16 protein-coding genes are annotated in these 14,817 nt (G+C 51.8%); 12 read left to right on the top strand and 4 right to left on the bottom strand.

The window, feature by feature from the left end; translation table 11 throughout:
- Nucleotides 1-182: 182 nt before the first annotated feature.
- From B1728_RS01460 to B1728_RS01450, 3 genes are all read left to right on the top strand, one after another.
- Nucleotides 183-515 (top strand): YtrH family sporulation protein, encoded by a 333-nt coding sequence (locus B1728_RS01460; RefSeq protein WP_079908398.1) that lies wholly within the window; start codon nucleotides 183-185, stop codon nucleotides 513-515.
- 2 nt (nucleotides 516-517) lie between these two features.
- Complete coding sequence (locus B1728_RS01455; protein WP_465263662.1) at nucleotides 518-1,012, top strand: sporulation membrane protein YtrI; 495 nt, start codon at nucleotides 518-520, stop codon at nucleotides 1,010-1,012.
- Nucleotides 1,013-1,133: 121 nt separating this feature from the next.
- Nucleotides 1,134-1,424 carry a YtpI family protein gene (locus B1728_RS01450; protein ID WP_079908396.1) on the top strand — a complete coding sequence of 97 codons (291 nt, stop codon included), beginning with the start codon at nucleotides 1,134-1,136 and terminating at the stop codon, nucleotides 1,422-1,424.
- Nucleotides 1,425-1,447: 23 nt separating this feature from the next.
- Here the strand turns inward: B1728_RS01450 and B1728_RS01445 are convergent, their stop codons facing one another.
- Nucleotides 1,448-2,785, bottom strand: a complete 1,338-nt coding sequence (locus B1728_RS01445; RefSeq protein ID WP_079908395.1) for a DRTGG domain-containing protein — start codon at nucleotides 2,783-2,785, stop codon at nucleotides 1,448-1,450.
- Between the two features lie 148 nt (nucleotides 2,786-2,933).
- Here B1728_RS01445 and B1728_RS01440 point away from each other — a divergent pair, with 148 nt between their 5' ends.
- Together B1728_RS01440 and B1728_RS01435 are read left to right on the top strand one after the other, a co-directional pair.
- Nucleotides 2,934-3,245 (top strand): acetyl-CoA acetyltransferase, encoded by a 312-nt coding sequence (locus tag B1728_RS01440; protein WP_225947885.1) that lies wholly within the window; start codon nucleotides 2,934-2,936, stop codon nucleotides 3,243-3,245.
- 346 nt (nucleotides 3,246-3,591) lie between these two features.
- Nucleotides 3,592-4,341, top strand: coding sequence for an SDR family NAD(P)-dependent oxidoreductase (locus tag B1728_RS01435; protein ID WP_079908393.1), 750 nt, complete (start codon nucleotides 3,592-3,594; stop codon nucleotides 4,339-4,341).
- A 58-nt stretch (nucleotides 4,342-4,399) separates the two neighbouring features.
- Here the strand turns inward: B1728_RS01435 and B1728_RS01430 are convergent, their stop codons facing one another.
- Both B1728_RS01430 and B1728_RS01425 read right to left on the bottom strand, forming a co-directional pair.
- Complete coding sequence (locus B1728_RS01430; protein WP_079908948.1) at nucleotides 4,400-4,678, bottom strand: hypothetical protein; 279 nt, start codon at nucleotides 4,676-4,678, stop codon at nucleotides 4,400-4,402.
- A 148-nt stretch (nucleotides 4,679-4,826) separates the two neighbouring features.
- On the bottom strand, nucleotides 4,827-5,921 hold the full coding sequence (locus B1728_RS01425) for an acyltransferase (protein WP_225947887.1): 1,095 nt from the start codon (nucleotides 5,919-5,921) through the stop codon (nucleotides 4,827-4,829).
- A 228-nt stretch (nucleotides 5,922-6,149) separates the two neighbouring features.
- Here B1728_RS01425 and B1728_RS01420 point away from each other — a divergent pair, with 228 nt between their 5' ends.
- The 5 genes from B1728_RS01420 to def all read left to right on the top strand — a co-directional run bounded on the left by B1728_RS01420 (nucleotide 6,150) and on the right by def (nucleotide 10,094).
- The gene (locus B1728_RS01420) at nucleotides 6,150-6,932 is read left to right on the top strand and encodes a DeoR/GlpR family DNA-binding transcription regulator (RefSeq protein WP_079908391.1); all 783 of its coding nucleotides are present in this window, start codon (nucleotides 6,150-6,152) and stop codon (nucleotides 6,930-6,932) included.
- Nucleotides 6,925-7,743 carry an HAD family hydrolase gene (locus B1728_RS01415; RefSeq protein WP_079908390.1) on the top strand — a complete coding sequence of 273 codons (819 nt, stop codon included), beginning with the start codon at nucleotides 6,925-6,927 and terminating at the stop codon, nucleotides 7,741-7,743. The genes B1728_RS01420 and B1728_RS01415 overlap by 8 nt, the downstream gene beginning before the upstream one ends.
- Nucleotides 7,740-8,942 carry an MFS transporter gene (locus B1728_RS01410; protein ID WP_179135838.1) on the top strand — a complete coding sequence of 401 codons (1,203 nt, stop codon included), beginning with the start codon at nucleotides 7,740-7,742 and terminating at the stop codon, nucleotides 8,940-8,942. Before B1728_RS01415 ends, B1728_RS01410 begins: the two co-directional genes overlap by 4 nt.
- 382 nt (nucleotides 8,943-9,324) lie before the next feature.
- Complete coding sequence (locus tag B1728_RS01405; RefSeq protein WP_079908388.1) at nucleotides 9,325-9,573, top strand: helix-turn-helix domain-containing protein; 249 nt, start codon at nucleotides 9,325-9,327, stop codon at nucleotides 9,571-9,573.
- Nucleotides 9,574-9,575: 2 nt separating this feature from the next.
- Complete coding sequence (def, locus tag B1728_RS01400) at nucleotides 9,576-10,094, top strand: peptide deformylase (RefSeq protein ID WP_079908387.1); 519 nt, start codon at nucleotides 9,576-9,578, stop codon at nucleotides 10,092-10,094.
- Between the two features lie 110 nt (nucleotides 10,095-10,204).
- Here def and B1728_RS01395 read toward each other — a convergent pair whose 3' ends face one another.
- On the bottom strand, nucleotides 10,205-11,494 hold the full coding sequence (locus B1728_RS01395) for a WD40/YVTN/BNR-like repeat-containing protein (protein WP_079908386.1): 1,290 nt from the start codon (nucleotides 11,492-11,494) through the stop codon (nucleotides 10,205-10,207).
- 470 nt (nucleotides 11,495-11,964) lie between these two features.
- Between B1728_RS01395 and B1728_RS01390 the strand changes: the two genes are divergently transcribed.
- Together B1728_RS01390 and B1728_RS01385 are read left to right on the top strand one after the other, a co-directional pair.
- Entirely contained in the window at nucleotides 11,965-13,335 is a 1,371-nt protein-coding gene (locus B1728_RS01390) for a YheC/YheD family endospore coat-associated protein (protein ID WP_079908385.1), read from the top strand.
- Between the two features lie 19 nt (nucleotides 13,336-13,354).
- Nucleotides 13,355-14,620, top strand: a complete 1,266-nt coding sequence (locus tag B1728_RS01385; protein ID WP_079908384.1) for a YheC/YheD family endospore coat-associated protein — start codon at nucleotides 13,355-13,357, stop codon at nucleotides 14,618-14,620.
- Nucleotides 14,621-14,817 lie beyond the last annotated feature (197 nt).

Below are 14,817 nucleotides of genomic sequence, written 5' to 3'. Positions count from 1 at the left end.
AAGTCAGCCCTCAAAATCCCCGTCATACGCTTGACATGCCTGCTTATTTGCGGGACCGTTGCTGCTTTTTAGATTGCTTAGTAAAATTTCTCTTTATTTTATCATAATGCGAACACTTGTACCATACATTAGACAAGTAAGGCTTATTCGCTCGCTTGAAACGGGATGAGGAGGAGAACGGAGTGGTTAACTTTTTGACGAAATGCGTGCTGGATTTCTTTATTGCCTTCGGAGTTGTACTGGGCGGTTCCATGCTGGGAGGCATTGCCGCCGTGCTCATGATGGAGCCCCCTACACTAAAAATGCTGCACATTTCCGAGCAAATCAAAATCTGGGCGCTCGTTGCCGCCGTAGGGGGGACGATCGATCCGATCCGCTTCATCGAAAGCAACCTGGCAGAGGGCTACATCTCACCGGCGATCAAACAAATTCTGCTGATTGTATTCGCTTTTATCGGGGCTCAGTCGGGTACCTCTCTCATCTACTGGATATGCAAAGGAGGCGACTCCAATTGAGAGTGCCTCCGTTTGAAAGCTATAAGGGACTGCTGCAATCGACCGGACTTCTCATCGCGGGCATCATTATAGGCAGCGCCCTGTTTCTGAGCATTTATCATCAACAGCTCAATACAATTCTGATTGAAAATCGCGAGCTGATTGCCGAAAACGAAAAGCTGATGCTTGACAACAACACATACAAAAAAACAAGAAATCAGCAAAGTGTCGTTAATCAAATCGACGTCGTCGTGGAGTCGAGTCCCCTAAATCCGTTGGACAAGGTGACGGAGCAGGAGATCGAAAAGCGCGTACGGAATGACCTGGCAGTGATCAAGGGGCAAAAAATTTCCGTGATCGCGGAATCTCCCCATATCTATCAAAGCCTTCTCTCCAAAAAAACGTACCGCGGCATTCTCGACAAAGATTATATGGTGAATATGAAAACGATGCTTCTGATTCAGACGGAGCTTAAGGTATGGGTCTTTGCTGAAGAATTCAAACGGACAACCATGTAGCCTCTTCTTAATGAAGCGAACAAGAATGAAAGACAACCCGCCGGTTCATTGATTTTCAGCCGAAAAATGGGTAAAGTTAGAACAGGTTTGAATGATACGAATATAAGGATGTGCCTTTGCAATGGAACTGACCCAGATCATTTTACCCGCGCTAATCGTCATTACCCTGGCCTTCTCGGTATTTTACAGCTTCCGGTCCAGAAGAAGCCAGGAGCCCAAGCTTCGCGGCATCTATGCTTCCCGTATGAACATCGCCATGGGCCTGATGCTTATCGTCATTGCGATTTCGCAGCTGTTCTTCTTTACAGATTCGAATACCCGCCGCGTATTCGGCATCGTCTGCTTCCTGCTCGGCATGTTCAATCTGTTCGCGGGACTGCGCAATCACAGCCATTTCAGCCGGCAGCAGTAAGCCCATGCTTCCGGTGAATCCGGCTACAGCTGATCGATAAATTGGGTGGTCAGCATGGCTTTGGCAACCAGCGTCTGCGCATGGTAAATTTCCACCTCAATTTTGCCGAACTTGCGGCTGACCTCGATAATTTTGGGAATAATGTGAATCTCGCTGTCGATCTGCACCGGCTTGACGAAATAAGAGGACATGTTGTCCATCACAAGATCGCCCTTCTTGATATCCTGCACAACGTGATACGCCGCCTGGATAACAAGAATCGTGAGCACCCCTTCCGAGACGGTGCCGAGCTGGTTAATCATCTGCGGGGTGATCAGGCCCCGGAACGTCAGCTGACCGTCCTTCGTCCGCTCCTCGCTGAAGCCGGACCAGATCAGGTCCTCGAAGGTCTGCCCGTTCTGCGGCTGCCGCTGAATATGCTGCATCGCTTTGAGCACGTCTTTGCGGCTGATTACTGCGAGCGGCTTGCGGTTTGCATCAACGACAGGCAGCAGGTCGATGCCTTCCCATACCATCATGTGAGCTGCGGAAGCGACCGAGGTATTCGGGCTTGCCGTTAACGGATTGCGCGTCATCAGCTTGTCGATCGTCTGCTCCGGCTCCGCACCGATCAAATCCCGTGAAGTAATCATGCCCACGACGCGGTTCCACTCATCGACTACCGGGAAGCGGCCATGCCCCGTCTGCTCATGCAGCTGCTGCCAATCCTTCAGCGTTTGATGGCCTTTCATGACATAAACCTGCATTTGGGCCGGCACGATATCTTCTATGAGCAGTATTTTCTTCTTAATCAGCCGGTCGTAAATCGCTCTGTTGATCATGGATGCTACCGTAAACGTATCGTAGCTGCTCGAAATGATCGGCAGCTCCAGCTGATCCGCAAGCTTTTTCACATCCTCGCTTGTGGTAAATCCCCCCGTGATCAGAACGCCCGCCCCCTGCTCCAGCGCACACATATGGGCCTTGCTCCGGTTCCCGACGATAAGAAGGCTTCCCGCGTCGATATAACGCATCATGGCGTCCTGCTGCATCGCGCCGATCACGAACTTGTTCAGCGTCTTATGCAATCCTCCGCTTCCTCCGAGCACCTCTCCGTCCACCATATTCACTACTTCACCGAACGTCAGCTTGTCGATATTATCCCGCAGCTTCTTCTCGACGCGCACGGTACCGACTCTTTCCTTGGTGCTGACCAGGCCCAGATTGTCCGCTTCCTTGATCGCCCTGTAAGCGGTTCCTTCGCTGACCTCCATCTTTTCCGCAATTTTTCTTACTGAAATTTTGGTGCCTATCTTCAAGCTTTCGATATATTTTAAGATCTGTTCATGCTTTGTTGACGTCTCCTGCAATATATGGTCCATAACTGTTACACCTCATCCTATCTATTCTGTACTCATCTGTACTATTTCTATTATAGGATTTCCGCGGCCTAAAAAAAAGCCCATATTCTCAAGAACCTCGAACTGGGCAAATGCATAGGATACCGTATATTGAATGGAGGTGCCGCCCATGTATAACCAGCCTGAAGTCCCCCAAATGCAAACCGTATTCCAAATGGACCCCTCGGTCATCCAAACGCTTCAAAGAACTCAGGAACATATTCACGGCTTGTGCAGCAAGTACTTAAACAGACCTGTTCGTGTGCAAACCATTCACGGTCACACCTATGACGGTGTCATCGTGGATACGGATGGCTTTAATGTATACTTGCAGATGATGCCGACCCATGTACGCGGATTTTTCAATCCAGCCTTCGGCGGGTTTAACAACGTGATATTGCCGCTGGTGCTGTATGAGCTGCTTGTCATTTCTCTTCTTTAGTGCCCAACTTGATCCGTGCGATAAGCACGGATTTTTATTTACATCACTTCGGCGCTCCCTGCAATGTATCTGAATCGGATTCGAAGCCTAGCCCCCGTTTTACGGGGTTATTTTATTTGGCTGTTATCTCTCCGCAAGAAGGCTTCTCTGAATAACAGGGGACCGCTACGTAAACCCTAATCGCAGACTTATGTGGATATCGGGTAGAAGTATAGTTAAGCAATACTTAAGTTAAACCTAACTAAGTTTAAATATACTAATTTTCGAGCCAGGAGTACAATCGTTATAGAACTTAACACATAACTGCGGTGCGGGGAGACCTGAACGCATAACTGGAGGGATTCGTATGAGCGCACAACGAGTAGCGGTAATTACGGGAGGAGCCAGCGGGATCGGACGTCAAGCCTGCCTGAAATTTGCAAGCAAAGGGGACCGGGTCGTCGTTGCCGATTTTAACGAACAGGGCGGGCAGGAAACGGTCGACCTCATTGCTCAAGCAGGGGGCGAGGCTATTTTTATCAAAGTGGACGTCTCCAAGCAGGAGGAGGTTGAAGCCCTGCTCGATAAGACCGTACAGCACTTCGGACGTGTCGATGTGATGTTCAACAATGCCGGAATCGGCGGGGCCGGTCCTGTTCTGGAACAAAACATGGACTTATATCACCGTACGATCAGCATTAACCAGCATGGGGTAGCCTACGGTATTATCGCAGCGGGCAAGAAAATGAAGGAGCTCGGAATCCGCGGAGTTATTATTAATACGGCTTCCGTCTTCGGTTTCCTTGCTTCCCCAGGTACCTTCGCCTATCACGCTACCAAAGGCGCAGTGATTATGATGAGCAAATCCGCTGCCTTGGAGCTGGCGCCCTACGGTATTCGCGTCGTCGCCATCGCCCCGGGGGCCGTGGATACGCCGATTATTCAAGGCTTTAAGGATAGGGGAATGCTCGATAGTATGCGAGCCAAAGTTATGGGAGGCGAGTTGACGAAGCCGGAAACGGTCGCCAATTCGGTTTACCTGGTCTCGCTGGATGAAGCCGAAGCGATCAACGGCAGTGTCGTGATGGTGGACCAAGGCTACGCATCCTTCAAATAACCGTCCACTGCAAGAAACCCGGCCGCTTATGCGGTCGGGTTTTTCCATATTAGGGGGATTATTTTTTGAACTGCAGCATTTTGCGCTTCCCTTGGACCATCTGCTCCAGCTGCCATTTTTTCATCCGCTTGACCTTCTCCATTTCCTCTCTGGCTTCCTCATCCACCCCGAGCAGCTCATGCAAATGCGCAGCGATGATCAGCAGAGCAAAAGCGATCCATGCAATGCCGAATACGGTCGGCAGGATAGCCTCCGAGCTTAAATCCAGTCTCGGTACCGCGTAAAACAGCATGCCCAGCGCCAAGCCCATCAACACAATATTTTTCGTTCCCTTCAAGTCCCGCTCCTCCCTTTCGTCCCTACTTGTACAATACATTGTATGAGCCCTCCTGCAAAAATAGCACTCTAAACGGACAGTCAGGCACAGGTTAATGAATAAAGCCCTTTATCCGGCAGCGGATAAAGGGCTTGCGAACGCGGCTTGCTTAAGCTGTTCCTTGGGACAGCTTTTTCTTGGGGGTCGGCCGTAACTTCCTCATGGCCTGTCCGTACACATAAGACAGCAGCCATGGGATAGCCAGGCTTAACACAAATCCGCTCAAAATATACAGATGATAGTCACGCATCGCACCGCTGTCGTTAATGACATGAGTGCGCCAGTAAGTCAGCACTGCGGGATGCATTAAGTAGATGCCGTACGATACGGCTCCTAACGAGAGGAGCCATTTGGTTACCCGCGGCCAATACTGAACCAGCTTACGGCCAATCCAGATAAAGCTCATCCCCGCAAACATCGGATATGTATTAAAAATAACCTCATACCACGTATTATCCAGTGTGATATGCAGCAGCTCCTCAAGCAGGAACAGCCCCATAAAGCTTAAGCCCAAAAGCACGCTTAACGGCAGCACCCAGCCGATATGTCTACTGATCCACGCGCTGAATGATGCATAATGAATGCCCAGATACCCCCCCAGCGAAAACAAGCTGAAGTAGGTGACACATAACGAAGCGCTGTGCGGCAGCGGTTCGACCCAATGTCCGTAAACGTAGCAAGCGGCTTGAACGGCGATCCCGATCAGGAACAGATTGCTTCGGAAGACCTGCGACACCCGGCACAGCCAGACAAGCAGAGGGAAGATGAGATAGAATTGCACGATAATGATCATGAAATAAAGATGGTAAGAAGCGTCCGCCCACGGCAGCAGATCCAGAAATTCCTTCCCGTCAAAATGCAGCCGGCTCGGGTCGTAAATCCACTGATTATACAAGTAATAAACCACCGACCAGATCAAATAGGGGAACAGCACCTGCTTGACCCGCTTCAAGTAAAAGGTCACCGCCTGCTTCCCGCTCCAATCATCGATATAGCGGTAAAAGAGCACCAGCCCGCTGATGAAAATAAACACCGGCACGGCAAAATTGCTGAACTTGTTAATGGAGAGGTAGGCAGCCTGTGAGACGCTTCCGACAGGAAGCTCCACCGTCGCCTCGGAGGTATTATGGATAAATAACACCGCCAATATGGCAAAAGCTCTTACAATATCCAGCTCCAATAACTTTGGTTTTTTTGCAGCCAAACGAAACCCAATCCTTCCGTATCTCCTCAAAAATATCCATGAGTTTATTGATATTGCTATACCTTACCATTGTACCATAAATTAGAGGGATGCTAACAAATCTCGCTCCAAAAACTTAACTTTACGTAAATTAACTTATATTCACTTATATATCATTGCATTATTCATGCACATTGCCTTATACTATGCTTACAATGAATGATTTTGCATAGAAAGGAGACGGCTCCCATGTACCAGGAAGAGCGATTGATCGGGATCCTGAATCATTTGGAACACCATCAAAGAATCAATATAGAAACCATATGCGAGCTGTTCGATGTGTCCCGGGATACGGCCCGCAGGGATATCATCCGGCTTGAAGAGCAAGGACGCATCCTGCGCACACGCGGCGGCGCCATCCTTCCGACGCTTTCGAGCCATGTGGCCAACTACAGCGAGCGGCTGCGAGACGAGGCAACGACGGAATCGAAAAAAGCCATCGGACGCATGGCCGCCACCCTCATCCATGATGGGGATTACCTGCTGCTGGACGCATCGACTACGGTTCAATATGCCGCGGAAAGCCTGCATACGCAAGGACATGTCGTTGTGACGAACTCCATCGATATCGCCGATATTTTGAACCGTAAGGAACATATCGACGTCCACCTTCTCGGCGGGAAGCTCCACCCGGAGCATCGCCTGATTTATGGCGCACGCGCTATGGAAATGCTGAGCGACTACCACGTTCACAAGCTGCTGCTGGGTACCTGCGCCATAACGCATGACGGCCTTTCCAATCCCTACGAGGAGGAAGGCTTTCTCGTCAGAGAAATGATGCGCCGCGCCGATCAGGTCATCCTGCTCGCAGATCATACCAAGTTCGGCAAGCGGCAATTTAACCGGATATCCGGTCTAGAGCCCATCGATATCATCATTACAGATGAGGAACCGTCGGAGGAGATGAAAGAGGCGCTTCACCGGCACGAGATTGACATCATTGTAGCCAAAGGAGAGAACCCGCATGATTAAATTGATTGTCAGCGATTTGGATGGCACGCTGCTGCAAAAAGGCCATCATATTCATGATAGAGACCGCAAAGCCGTACACAAGGCTCTCGAGAGCGGGCTCTCCGTATGCTTCGCGTCCGGACGGATGTACCCGGAAATTCGGCATGTCATGGGCGAGCTTGAGCTGGAAGTACATGCCGTCTCCCAGAATGGAGCTTACGTTCATACGTCGGACCGCCATCTGATTCGGCATGATACGTTCGAAACGTCCCTTATCAAGGAATTGGCCGTCGCGGCCCTGGATTTGCCGCTCATTACCGTCATGTGCGCGCCCGATCATTACGTGCTGACGGAGCTGAACGAACGCAACGCCCACATCCAAGCCAACTTGCTGGCTCCCGTGAAAGTAATGCCTCATGCGGTTGAAGCATTGGGTATCGAGCTGATCTGCGGAAAAATTACGTATCTCGGTGATATGAACCAGCTTCTTGTATTGCAAAAGCAGCTGTTAGCCTCTTACGGCGATCAGATTGACGCTTATATCGCCGACGTGGATTGCCTGGATGTTATGCCGCGCCATATTTCCAAGGGAACCGGCTTAAAGGCGCTTCAGCAGCATTTAGGCATCCTTCCCGAGGAAACGGTCTGCATCGGCGATTCCTTCAATGATGTATCCATGTTCGCCACGACACCGCACAGCTTCGCCATGGCCGGCAGTCATCCCGACTTGAGAGCCAAAGCGGCGCGCATCACTGAGAGCGTGGCTGACGCGGTGGAATGGGCGTTACAAGCCTCAACCGGCAACGCCATCGGGAGGGAAGGACGCGGATGAATAAGCTGCTCTGGATCGGCTGCTGCTTCTATTTACTGATCGGATTCACTTCTGTCATAGCCGCCGCCCTGCTGCCTGAGCTTATGATGCATTACGGACGTGATTATGCAGATGGGGGCAATCTGATCTTTGCGCAATTTTTCGGCTTTTTGCTTGGCGTCATCACCCAGCCGTGGTGGTCCAAGCGGTTTGGACGCATTCGTATGCTTTCTTTTACGTTATATTTCATCTGCTTCGGTTATTTTATTATCGGTCTGCTTCCCCCCTGGCCTGTCGTGCTGCTGTGCCTGCCACTTGTCGGCTTCGGATCGGGGATGATCGAATCCACCGTCGGTGCCCTGATCATCGATGCCATACAAGACAAGAAAGCCGTGGCAATGAGCCGGCTCGAGGTTTTCTTTGGCTCGGGCGCTCTGCTGATGCCTGTCGCTATCAGCCTGCTTATAGCCAATGGACGATGGGAGCTGGCTTTCTTCGGCACCTGCTTCCTTTCCCTGCTGCTCGCTTTCGTCTGGTGGCTTTACAGTACCGGGAACCGTCAAATAATTAACATCGGCGAAAGCCTAGAAGCTGAAGCAGCTCCTGCAGCCGTTCCGGCAAAAGGGAATCGCAGCAGCAGGCTCACGTATACCATGCTCATTTGCTGCATTATCGTATTTTTCATTTATGTGGGACTGGAGATGAGCATCGTCAATTTCCTGCCCTCCATCCTTCTTGAATCGATGAATGTTAATGCGGCGGTCGCCTCGCTCAGCGTCAGCCTGTTTTGGGGGACGATGGTGCTCGGCCGGTTCGTCTGCGGTCTGCTCGCCGAGAAATACGGTTATACCCGATACCTGCTTTGGTGTTCGGCAGCGACCGTGGTTGTGCTGATAGGTCTGGCCTTAATGAAGCACCTCGTTGGAGCTTTCATCATGATCCTGTTGATCGGATTGTTTATGTCGGGGCTATTCTCCATATCGCTGATCTTCAGCAATTCCTTGTTTCCGGGGAGAACGGAACAAACTACAAGCAAGCTCATTGCCGCCAGCGGCATCGGCGGAGCCGCCTTTTCCTGGCTGACCGGCCGTCTGATGGAGCATTCCTCGGTATCGTTCACCTTATGGTTTCTCGTCCTCCTCGGAGTGCTGCTGGTCGCCATGCTGGCCGTTCTATCCAAAATGAAGCCGGCCTCTTCCGCAGATTACTCTTCCTGCTGAGAAAGCTCAAAAGCTATGTCTTATAGGCATAGCGAGCTCGAGAAACCCGAAAATCTGAAAAATGGCTTTGGTACCCCGGTGAGGTATCCCCTTCCGGCCGCTCTTGTTCTCGGGGAATATTGATTATAATCGCTATATAGCGGTGATTTCCTGGGAGGCGAACGCTATCGCTCCTCCAGGAGATACCCCACCTATCACCTTTCGCATTTTCTGTACGATAGGCTTCTCGACAAACCCAAGCTATGCCTTAAGGGCATAGCCTTTTTGAGCTTTACATTTTAGTTAACAGCTACTATTCTACTATTATTAGGTAACACCTAATATATGAAGGCAATGGATAATCCAGCGTCTGGATATTCTTGCAGAGCAGGAGGCTTAAGAAATGCTCGTTTGGATGTTAAGACAGGTTATGGCCAGCGGAGGCATATGGAGCGGCGCGGCGCTGGCCCGGCTCTTGAAGGAGAAGGCAGGCTATTCCTTATCCGCTCCATCCATAAGCGCTCTTCTGTCAGGCCAGCCGCGTCAGATGAAGGCGGAAACCTTGGATGCGCTGTGTACGGCGCTCGAATGTACGCCGAACGATTTGTGGGTGTTCACACCTGACAGCCACATTGCAGAGGGAGGGAACTAGCGATGGCCGAGAAAATCATCGTTCCATTCGGCGATCCGATTTTGCGCAAAACGGCGAAGCCGGTTACCGAAATCAATGCCAAATTATTCAAGCTGCTTGATGACATGAAGGACACCTTATATGCGAAGGAGGGCAGGGCCGGTTTAGCCGCCCCCCAAATAGGTATCTTAAAAAGAGTCATCGTGATGGATTGCGGGGACGGCTTGATCGAGCTTATCAATCCCGAAATCATTCGGATGAGGGGTGAACAAACCGGTCCAGAGGCTTGCCTGTCCTTTCCGGAGCATACCGGAATCGTCACACGAGCCCAGTATGTCCAAATAACAACCTGGAACCGGGCGGGGGAAACGGTCACGCTGGAAGGCGAAGGTTATCTGGCCAGATGCATTCAGCATGAAATCGATCATCTGAACGGAGTTCTTTATATCGATCATATTCAAGGAAATGAGCTGTATCACGACCTGACCCGCAAGAGAGTCCCTCTGCTGGATGTCCTCAGGCTATCAAGACAAAGCCTGTAGGAGCTTCGTGACGGCCGGATTCGTCACATCCCCAATGCAGCAAAAAATCACTGTACTCATGCAGAAAGCAGCCTCGCTTCGCATAAGTGCAGTGATTTTCTTTTTCCCGTTTATGAAGAGGCCGGTTTGCCGAAGGTCTGCACCTCGGTCCATTTTTTCCCGCCGTCCGTGGTTTGATACAGCTTCGTCGGCTGATTATAGGCCCCAACCACGATCCAACCCTGCTTGCCGTCCAGGAAGGAGGCATCTGCATTCGTCCCCGGAAGCTGCTGGCTTCCGTTGACCCAAGTGGTTCCGCCATCCTGCGTCGATCCGACCGTTACGGCGCCATTATCTCCGCACGGTGGACATTCGCCTGTCAGAAAGGCAACTTGAGCGCTTACGGCTTGCAGCTGGCCCGGCTTGGTTCCCGGCCCTTTCGGACCAGGCTGTTCGCCAATCTTATAGCCTGGCGCAGGGCCGCCTCCTGCCGTGGAATTGGCCAACACTGTCTTCCAGTTCTTCCCTTCATCCTTGCTGTGAAGCAGCGTATAAGAGGTTTGGCTCATGCCGCTGTCTCCAACCAAAAGCACCCATACATCGCTCGCCTCCGTCGAACGGATAACGGCATTGTTCACTTGACTTACAGTCGAGTGCGTCCATACGGGCTTCCATGTCTTGCCCCCGTCCTTGGTCAGCTGTACCTCATAATCCGAATCCTTCATGGTGACAGCCCAGCCCTGGCTTTTGTTGATAAAGAACGGTTCTCCCTTCATATTCGAAGGAACCGGAAGCGCACTCCACGTCTTCCCCCCGTCCGAAGTGTATTGATTTCCGCTGAAGCCTTCCTGCTCCGATACAAAACGGATACTCTTGCTAATCGGAGCGGATTGGGAAATCACAGTCCATAAGGCGCCGCCGTTGGTAGTCTGTAGCAGTCTACCTTTGGCAGCGGAGCCGGTGTCGCCGGGAGAGCCTCCCGTGCGGACATAAGCCCATCCTCTGGTGCTGTTCAAGAATGAAAATGCCTCAATCTGACCAGGCCCTTGAAATTGCTTCTCCCAGTGCTTTCCCCCATCTTTGGTGTGCAATACAACCCCGTCTCCACCGGCCCATCCCTCTGTCGGGCTGATAAACTTAATAGAGGCTACGGCTGTCTCCGTAGCATTGGTCTCTGACAGTTGTGCATTTTGGGCTGGATCCGCCGTCGGGCTTGCCGATGGAGCCGGTGCTTTGTCATCCCTATTGGAGGCTGGCTTGGACTCCTGCTCGCCCGGCGCAGGGGAAGGAGCTGCAGTCGATGCTGCAGCCGACGGCCCGGACGTATTCACGGATGTGCCACGGTCCTCGCAGCCTGCCGCAAGGGTAAACAGAACAACAGCCAATATCATCAACAACCATGAAATGTTTGTATGCTTCATACGGTTCTCTCCTCTGCTTGGAAATTGATCGAGCAACAAAATTCTCCGCCTTTTTGTAATCAAGGGCTTAAAAGACATGAGCTTACAGTGCAGTCGAAGCTGCGCTATAAACCGTCCGCCGGCTCTTTTCCTTAGTATGGACGAAAAAAGAAAAATAATGGTTACAGTTGGGAGCCATTTTTTCATTTTCCTCAACAAAATAAATCCCCAATATTCCATATGTCTTAAGACCTATTTACCATCATTCTACATGGTTTGCCATTCTTCCTTCAAGTTACGCCAAATTTTTCAAAAGAGGTATTCTCCCCTTTTGCCACTCTATCGAATCCGCTCCATCCAACGAACCTGGTTCAGAGCGTTCCTTGCTATAACCGTACAGTTTCTTTTCACCAAGGGTAAAACGCCCTCATATGATGAAGTAGTTCACTTGATATTTTTGCAAGCTGGCTTAAGGGAAGGAGCTGCCAAAAGTGAAAAGAACGAAGGTCACTATTCAGTTTCTTAGTGCCAGCTTTCCATTGAACGATCCCACGATTGGTTTATGCAGCACCGTAATCAAAAAATGGAAAATCCCGAAGCACACCCTACTCACGCTGCGCTTCGGGTCGGCCGCACATGAAGTTCGCGTCGTTCCAACGGCACTTGCCGGCGTCCTTCAAATCCAGGAGTCCCTGGCAGTCACGTGGGGGCTGTCAAGCCGGGACTCGCTGTGCCTGCAATACAAGGCCGCAGATCAGACCCTTCACATCGGACCGTTGCTTGGCGTTTTGATCAGCCGAGTTTATTCCGGGAATGTCGAAAAGCCGTTCGGTGCCTCCACCTCCTTTTATCGGGAGCTGCACGATACCGGCAGGCTGCTTGGCGCCTCCGTATGCTTTATTACCCCGGATGAGCTGCATGTTCCCCATTCAACGGTCAGAGGCTGGCGTTATACGGACCGATGGGAGCAGAGGGAATTTCCGATGCCTCATGTTATTTATAACCGTCTGACCTCCCGCAAGCTGGAAAACCGTGAACATGTCCAGCAGTTTCTTCAGCATGCCAAAACCGAGCATCATGCCGCTTTGTTCAATGAGAAGTATTTAAACAAGGCCGAGGTGTTCGATGCGCTTAACAAAGCAGCCGATCTCCGCAACTATTTGCCGGAATCTCATTTGCTGCAGCATTATGAAATATTAAAGTCGATGTGCGCCAAGCATCCTGTTGTTTTCCTGAAGCCCGTTACAGGCAGCTTGGGAAAAGGGATCATTCGCGTCGCGAAGCAAACGGATCTATCCTACGCGTGTTATTTCACAAATCTGAACGGCGCCCGCAAGCAATCGTTCAAGTCCTTAAGCCAATTGTTCTTCGCCCTGTCCGGCAAAATCAAACAGCAGCACTATCAAATCCAGCAAGGGCTTGAGCTGATATCCATAGGAGGGTGTCCCGTTGATTTTCGCGCTTTGGTCCAGCGTAACGAGCTTGGACAATGGGAGGTCACTTCCGTTGTCGCCAGAATTGCAGGGCATCAACATTTCGTTTCAAATTTGGCGCGCGGAGGCCGTATGTCAACCGTCAAGGACGCGCTGGCACAGTCCCATTCAGCGGCTGCAGCAGCGGGAGGTGCCTCTTTGCTCAGGCGCGCCGCCCTATCCATCGCCCAAGGAATCGAAACGCATATCAACGCGCATTTTGCAGAGCTCGGCATTGATCTGGCGATCGATACACAAGGCAAGGTCTGGCTTCTTGAGGTAAATTCCAAGCCTTCCAAGGAAGACAATCCTCCTTTACGGACCCAAGGTACGGTTCGTACATCCGTAAAGAGGATCATACAGTACTCCCGATACGCAGCTAAATTTTGACGGATGTTGAGGTGATTCCATGATGACCCCGTCACCCTCACGCTTGTTCGGCATCATGACAACGCAATCCGAAGGATTCCCCCCTTTTCTGAGCAGGGATTTTTATCGGAAGCTTTGTTTGATCGGCAGCCGTGCCGGAATGACCGTGTTCGTGTTTACCCCGCAAGGGATCCGATGGTCCGAAGGGACGGTCCGCGGCTATTCGTTTGATGCGGCGGCCCGTAGATGGGTCAGCCAGGATTATGCGATGCCTGATGTCGTGTACGACCGCTGTTTCTTTGTGAACCGGAATCAACATGAGGCATACCGCGAGGCGATGCGCACCTTACGGACGCTTCCCTCCCCCCTGCTTCTCGGTTACGGCCTGAAGGGCAAGTGGGAAGTCCAGCAGATGCTGGAGCAGGACGGCCGCTTCGGCAGCCATTTGCCGCGAACCGAAGTGATGCGCAGCGTCCAGTCCGCCGCGGAGTGGCTCAAGGCCCGCTCCGAGGTGCTCTTGAAGCCGCAGGCCGGTTCACAGGGCTGCGGCGTGGTGCTCGTGAGACGTGCCGCAGGCCGTAGAGCACAAGCGCGCAAGCACGCTGCGGCGGCGGAGATCACGGCAAACGCCGGTGCGGCGTTTACCGTGATCGGGCGCGACGCGCGTAACGGCCGGGTCGCGCGCAGCTTTGGCGACACGGCGGCGCTGTTACGCTGGCTGCGCCGATTCACGGCGCAGCGAAGCTATTTACTGCAGCAGTACTTGCCGCTGCATGGCCGCGCAGGCGAAGCGTACGACGTTCGCTCGCTCGTGCAAAAAGACGGCACCGGACAATGGCAGGTGACCGGGATGGCCGTTCGCAAGGGTCAGATAGGCAGCCTGACCTCGAATCTTCACGGCGGAGGAACCGTAGAGCCCGTCAAAGCCTATCTTACCGCTCAATTCGGAAACGCCCGGTCAGACCAAATCTTGAGCGAGATGAAGAAGCTATCCAAGCAGATTCCAGAAGCGTTAGAACAGTCTCACGGGCGGCTTGCCGAGCTGGGTATCGATTTTGGAGTGGATACTTCCGGCCACATTTGGCTTTTGGAGGTTAACTCCAAGCCGGGACGTGCGATTTTCAGCTATTTGCATGACAAGAAAGCTCGCTTCAATGCATTGGCCAATCCGATCCGTTATGCGCGCTATCTGATGCGTCATCATCGGAACAGAGAATCGGGCGGCGAAACGAAACTTAGCGTAAAATCAGCCCCTCTCCCCGGCGAATCTCCCGACCCTGATTCCACGAACGCCGATCCGACCTGATGTATGGCCTCACAAAGCGAGGCCTTGGATTCGAGACAGATTCAGGTGATTTGCGGGGAGTGCTGAAATTTACAAATTCTGTAGCGTAGAATGCTTTGCTGGCGCAAAGCTCAGCCACTGCTTACGAAGATAGCTTTGCTGGCGCAAAGCTTAAGCCACTGCTTACGAAGATAGCTTTGCTGGCGCAAAGCTCAAGC

Origin of the sequence: Paenibacillus sp. 32352, from assembly GCF_002042965.1 — a bacterium.
Lineage (GTDB): Bacteria > Bacillota > Bacilli > Paenibacillales > NBRC-103111 > Paenibacillus_S > Paenibacillus_S vulneris.
The sequence above is the reverse complement of the archived record's forward strand: the minus strand, read 5'-3'. Positions and strand labels throughout refer to the sequence as shown.

Coding starts and splice junctions, on each gene's coding strand:
- B1728_RS01450 (WP_079908396.1), top strand. CDS start 1,134: ATGGAACTGACCCAGATCATTTTACCCGCGCTAATCGTCATTACCCTG.
- B1728_RS01445 (WP_079908395.1), bottom strand. CDS start 2,785: ATGGACCATATATTGCAGGAGACGTCAACAAAGCATGAACAGATCTTA.
- B1728_RS01440 (WP_225947885.1), top strand. CDS start 2,934: ATGTATAACCAGCCTGAAGTCCCCCAAATGCAAACCGTATTCCAAATG.
- B1728_RS01435 (WP_079908393.1), top strand. CDS start 3,592: ATGAGCGCACAACGAGTAGCGGTAATTACGGGAGGAGCCAGCGGGATC.
- B1728_RS01420 (WP_079908391.1), top strand. CDS start 6,150: ATGTACCAGGAAGAGCGATTGATCGGGATCCTGAATCATTTGGAACAC.
- B1728_RS01415 (WP_079908390.1), top strand. CDS start 6,925: ATGATTAAATTGATTGTCAGCGATTTGGATGGCACGCTGCTGCAAAAA.
- B1728_RS01410 (WP_179135838.1), top strand. CDS start 7,740: ATGAATAAGCTGCTCTGGATCGGCTGCTGCTTCTATTTACTGATCGGA.
- B1728_RS01405 (WP_079908388.1), top strand. CDS start 9,325: ATGCTCGTTTGGATGTTAAGACAGGTTATGGCCAGCGGAGGCATATGG.
- def (WP_079908387.1), top strand. CDS start 9,576: ATGGCCGAGAAAATCATCGTTCCATTCGGCGATCCGATTTTGCGCAAA.
- B1728_RS01395 (WP_079908386.1), bottom strand. CDS start 11,494: ATGAAGCATACAAACATTTCATGGTTGTTGATGATATTGGCTGTTGTT.
- B1728_RS01385 (WP_079908384.1), top strand. CDS start 13,355: ATGATGACCCCGTCACCCTCACGCTTGTTCGGCATCATGACAACGCAA.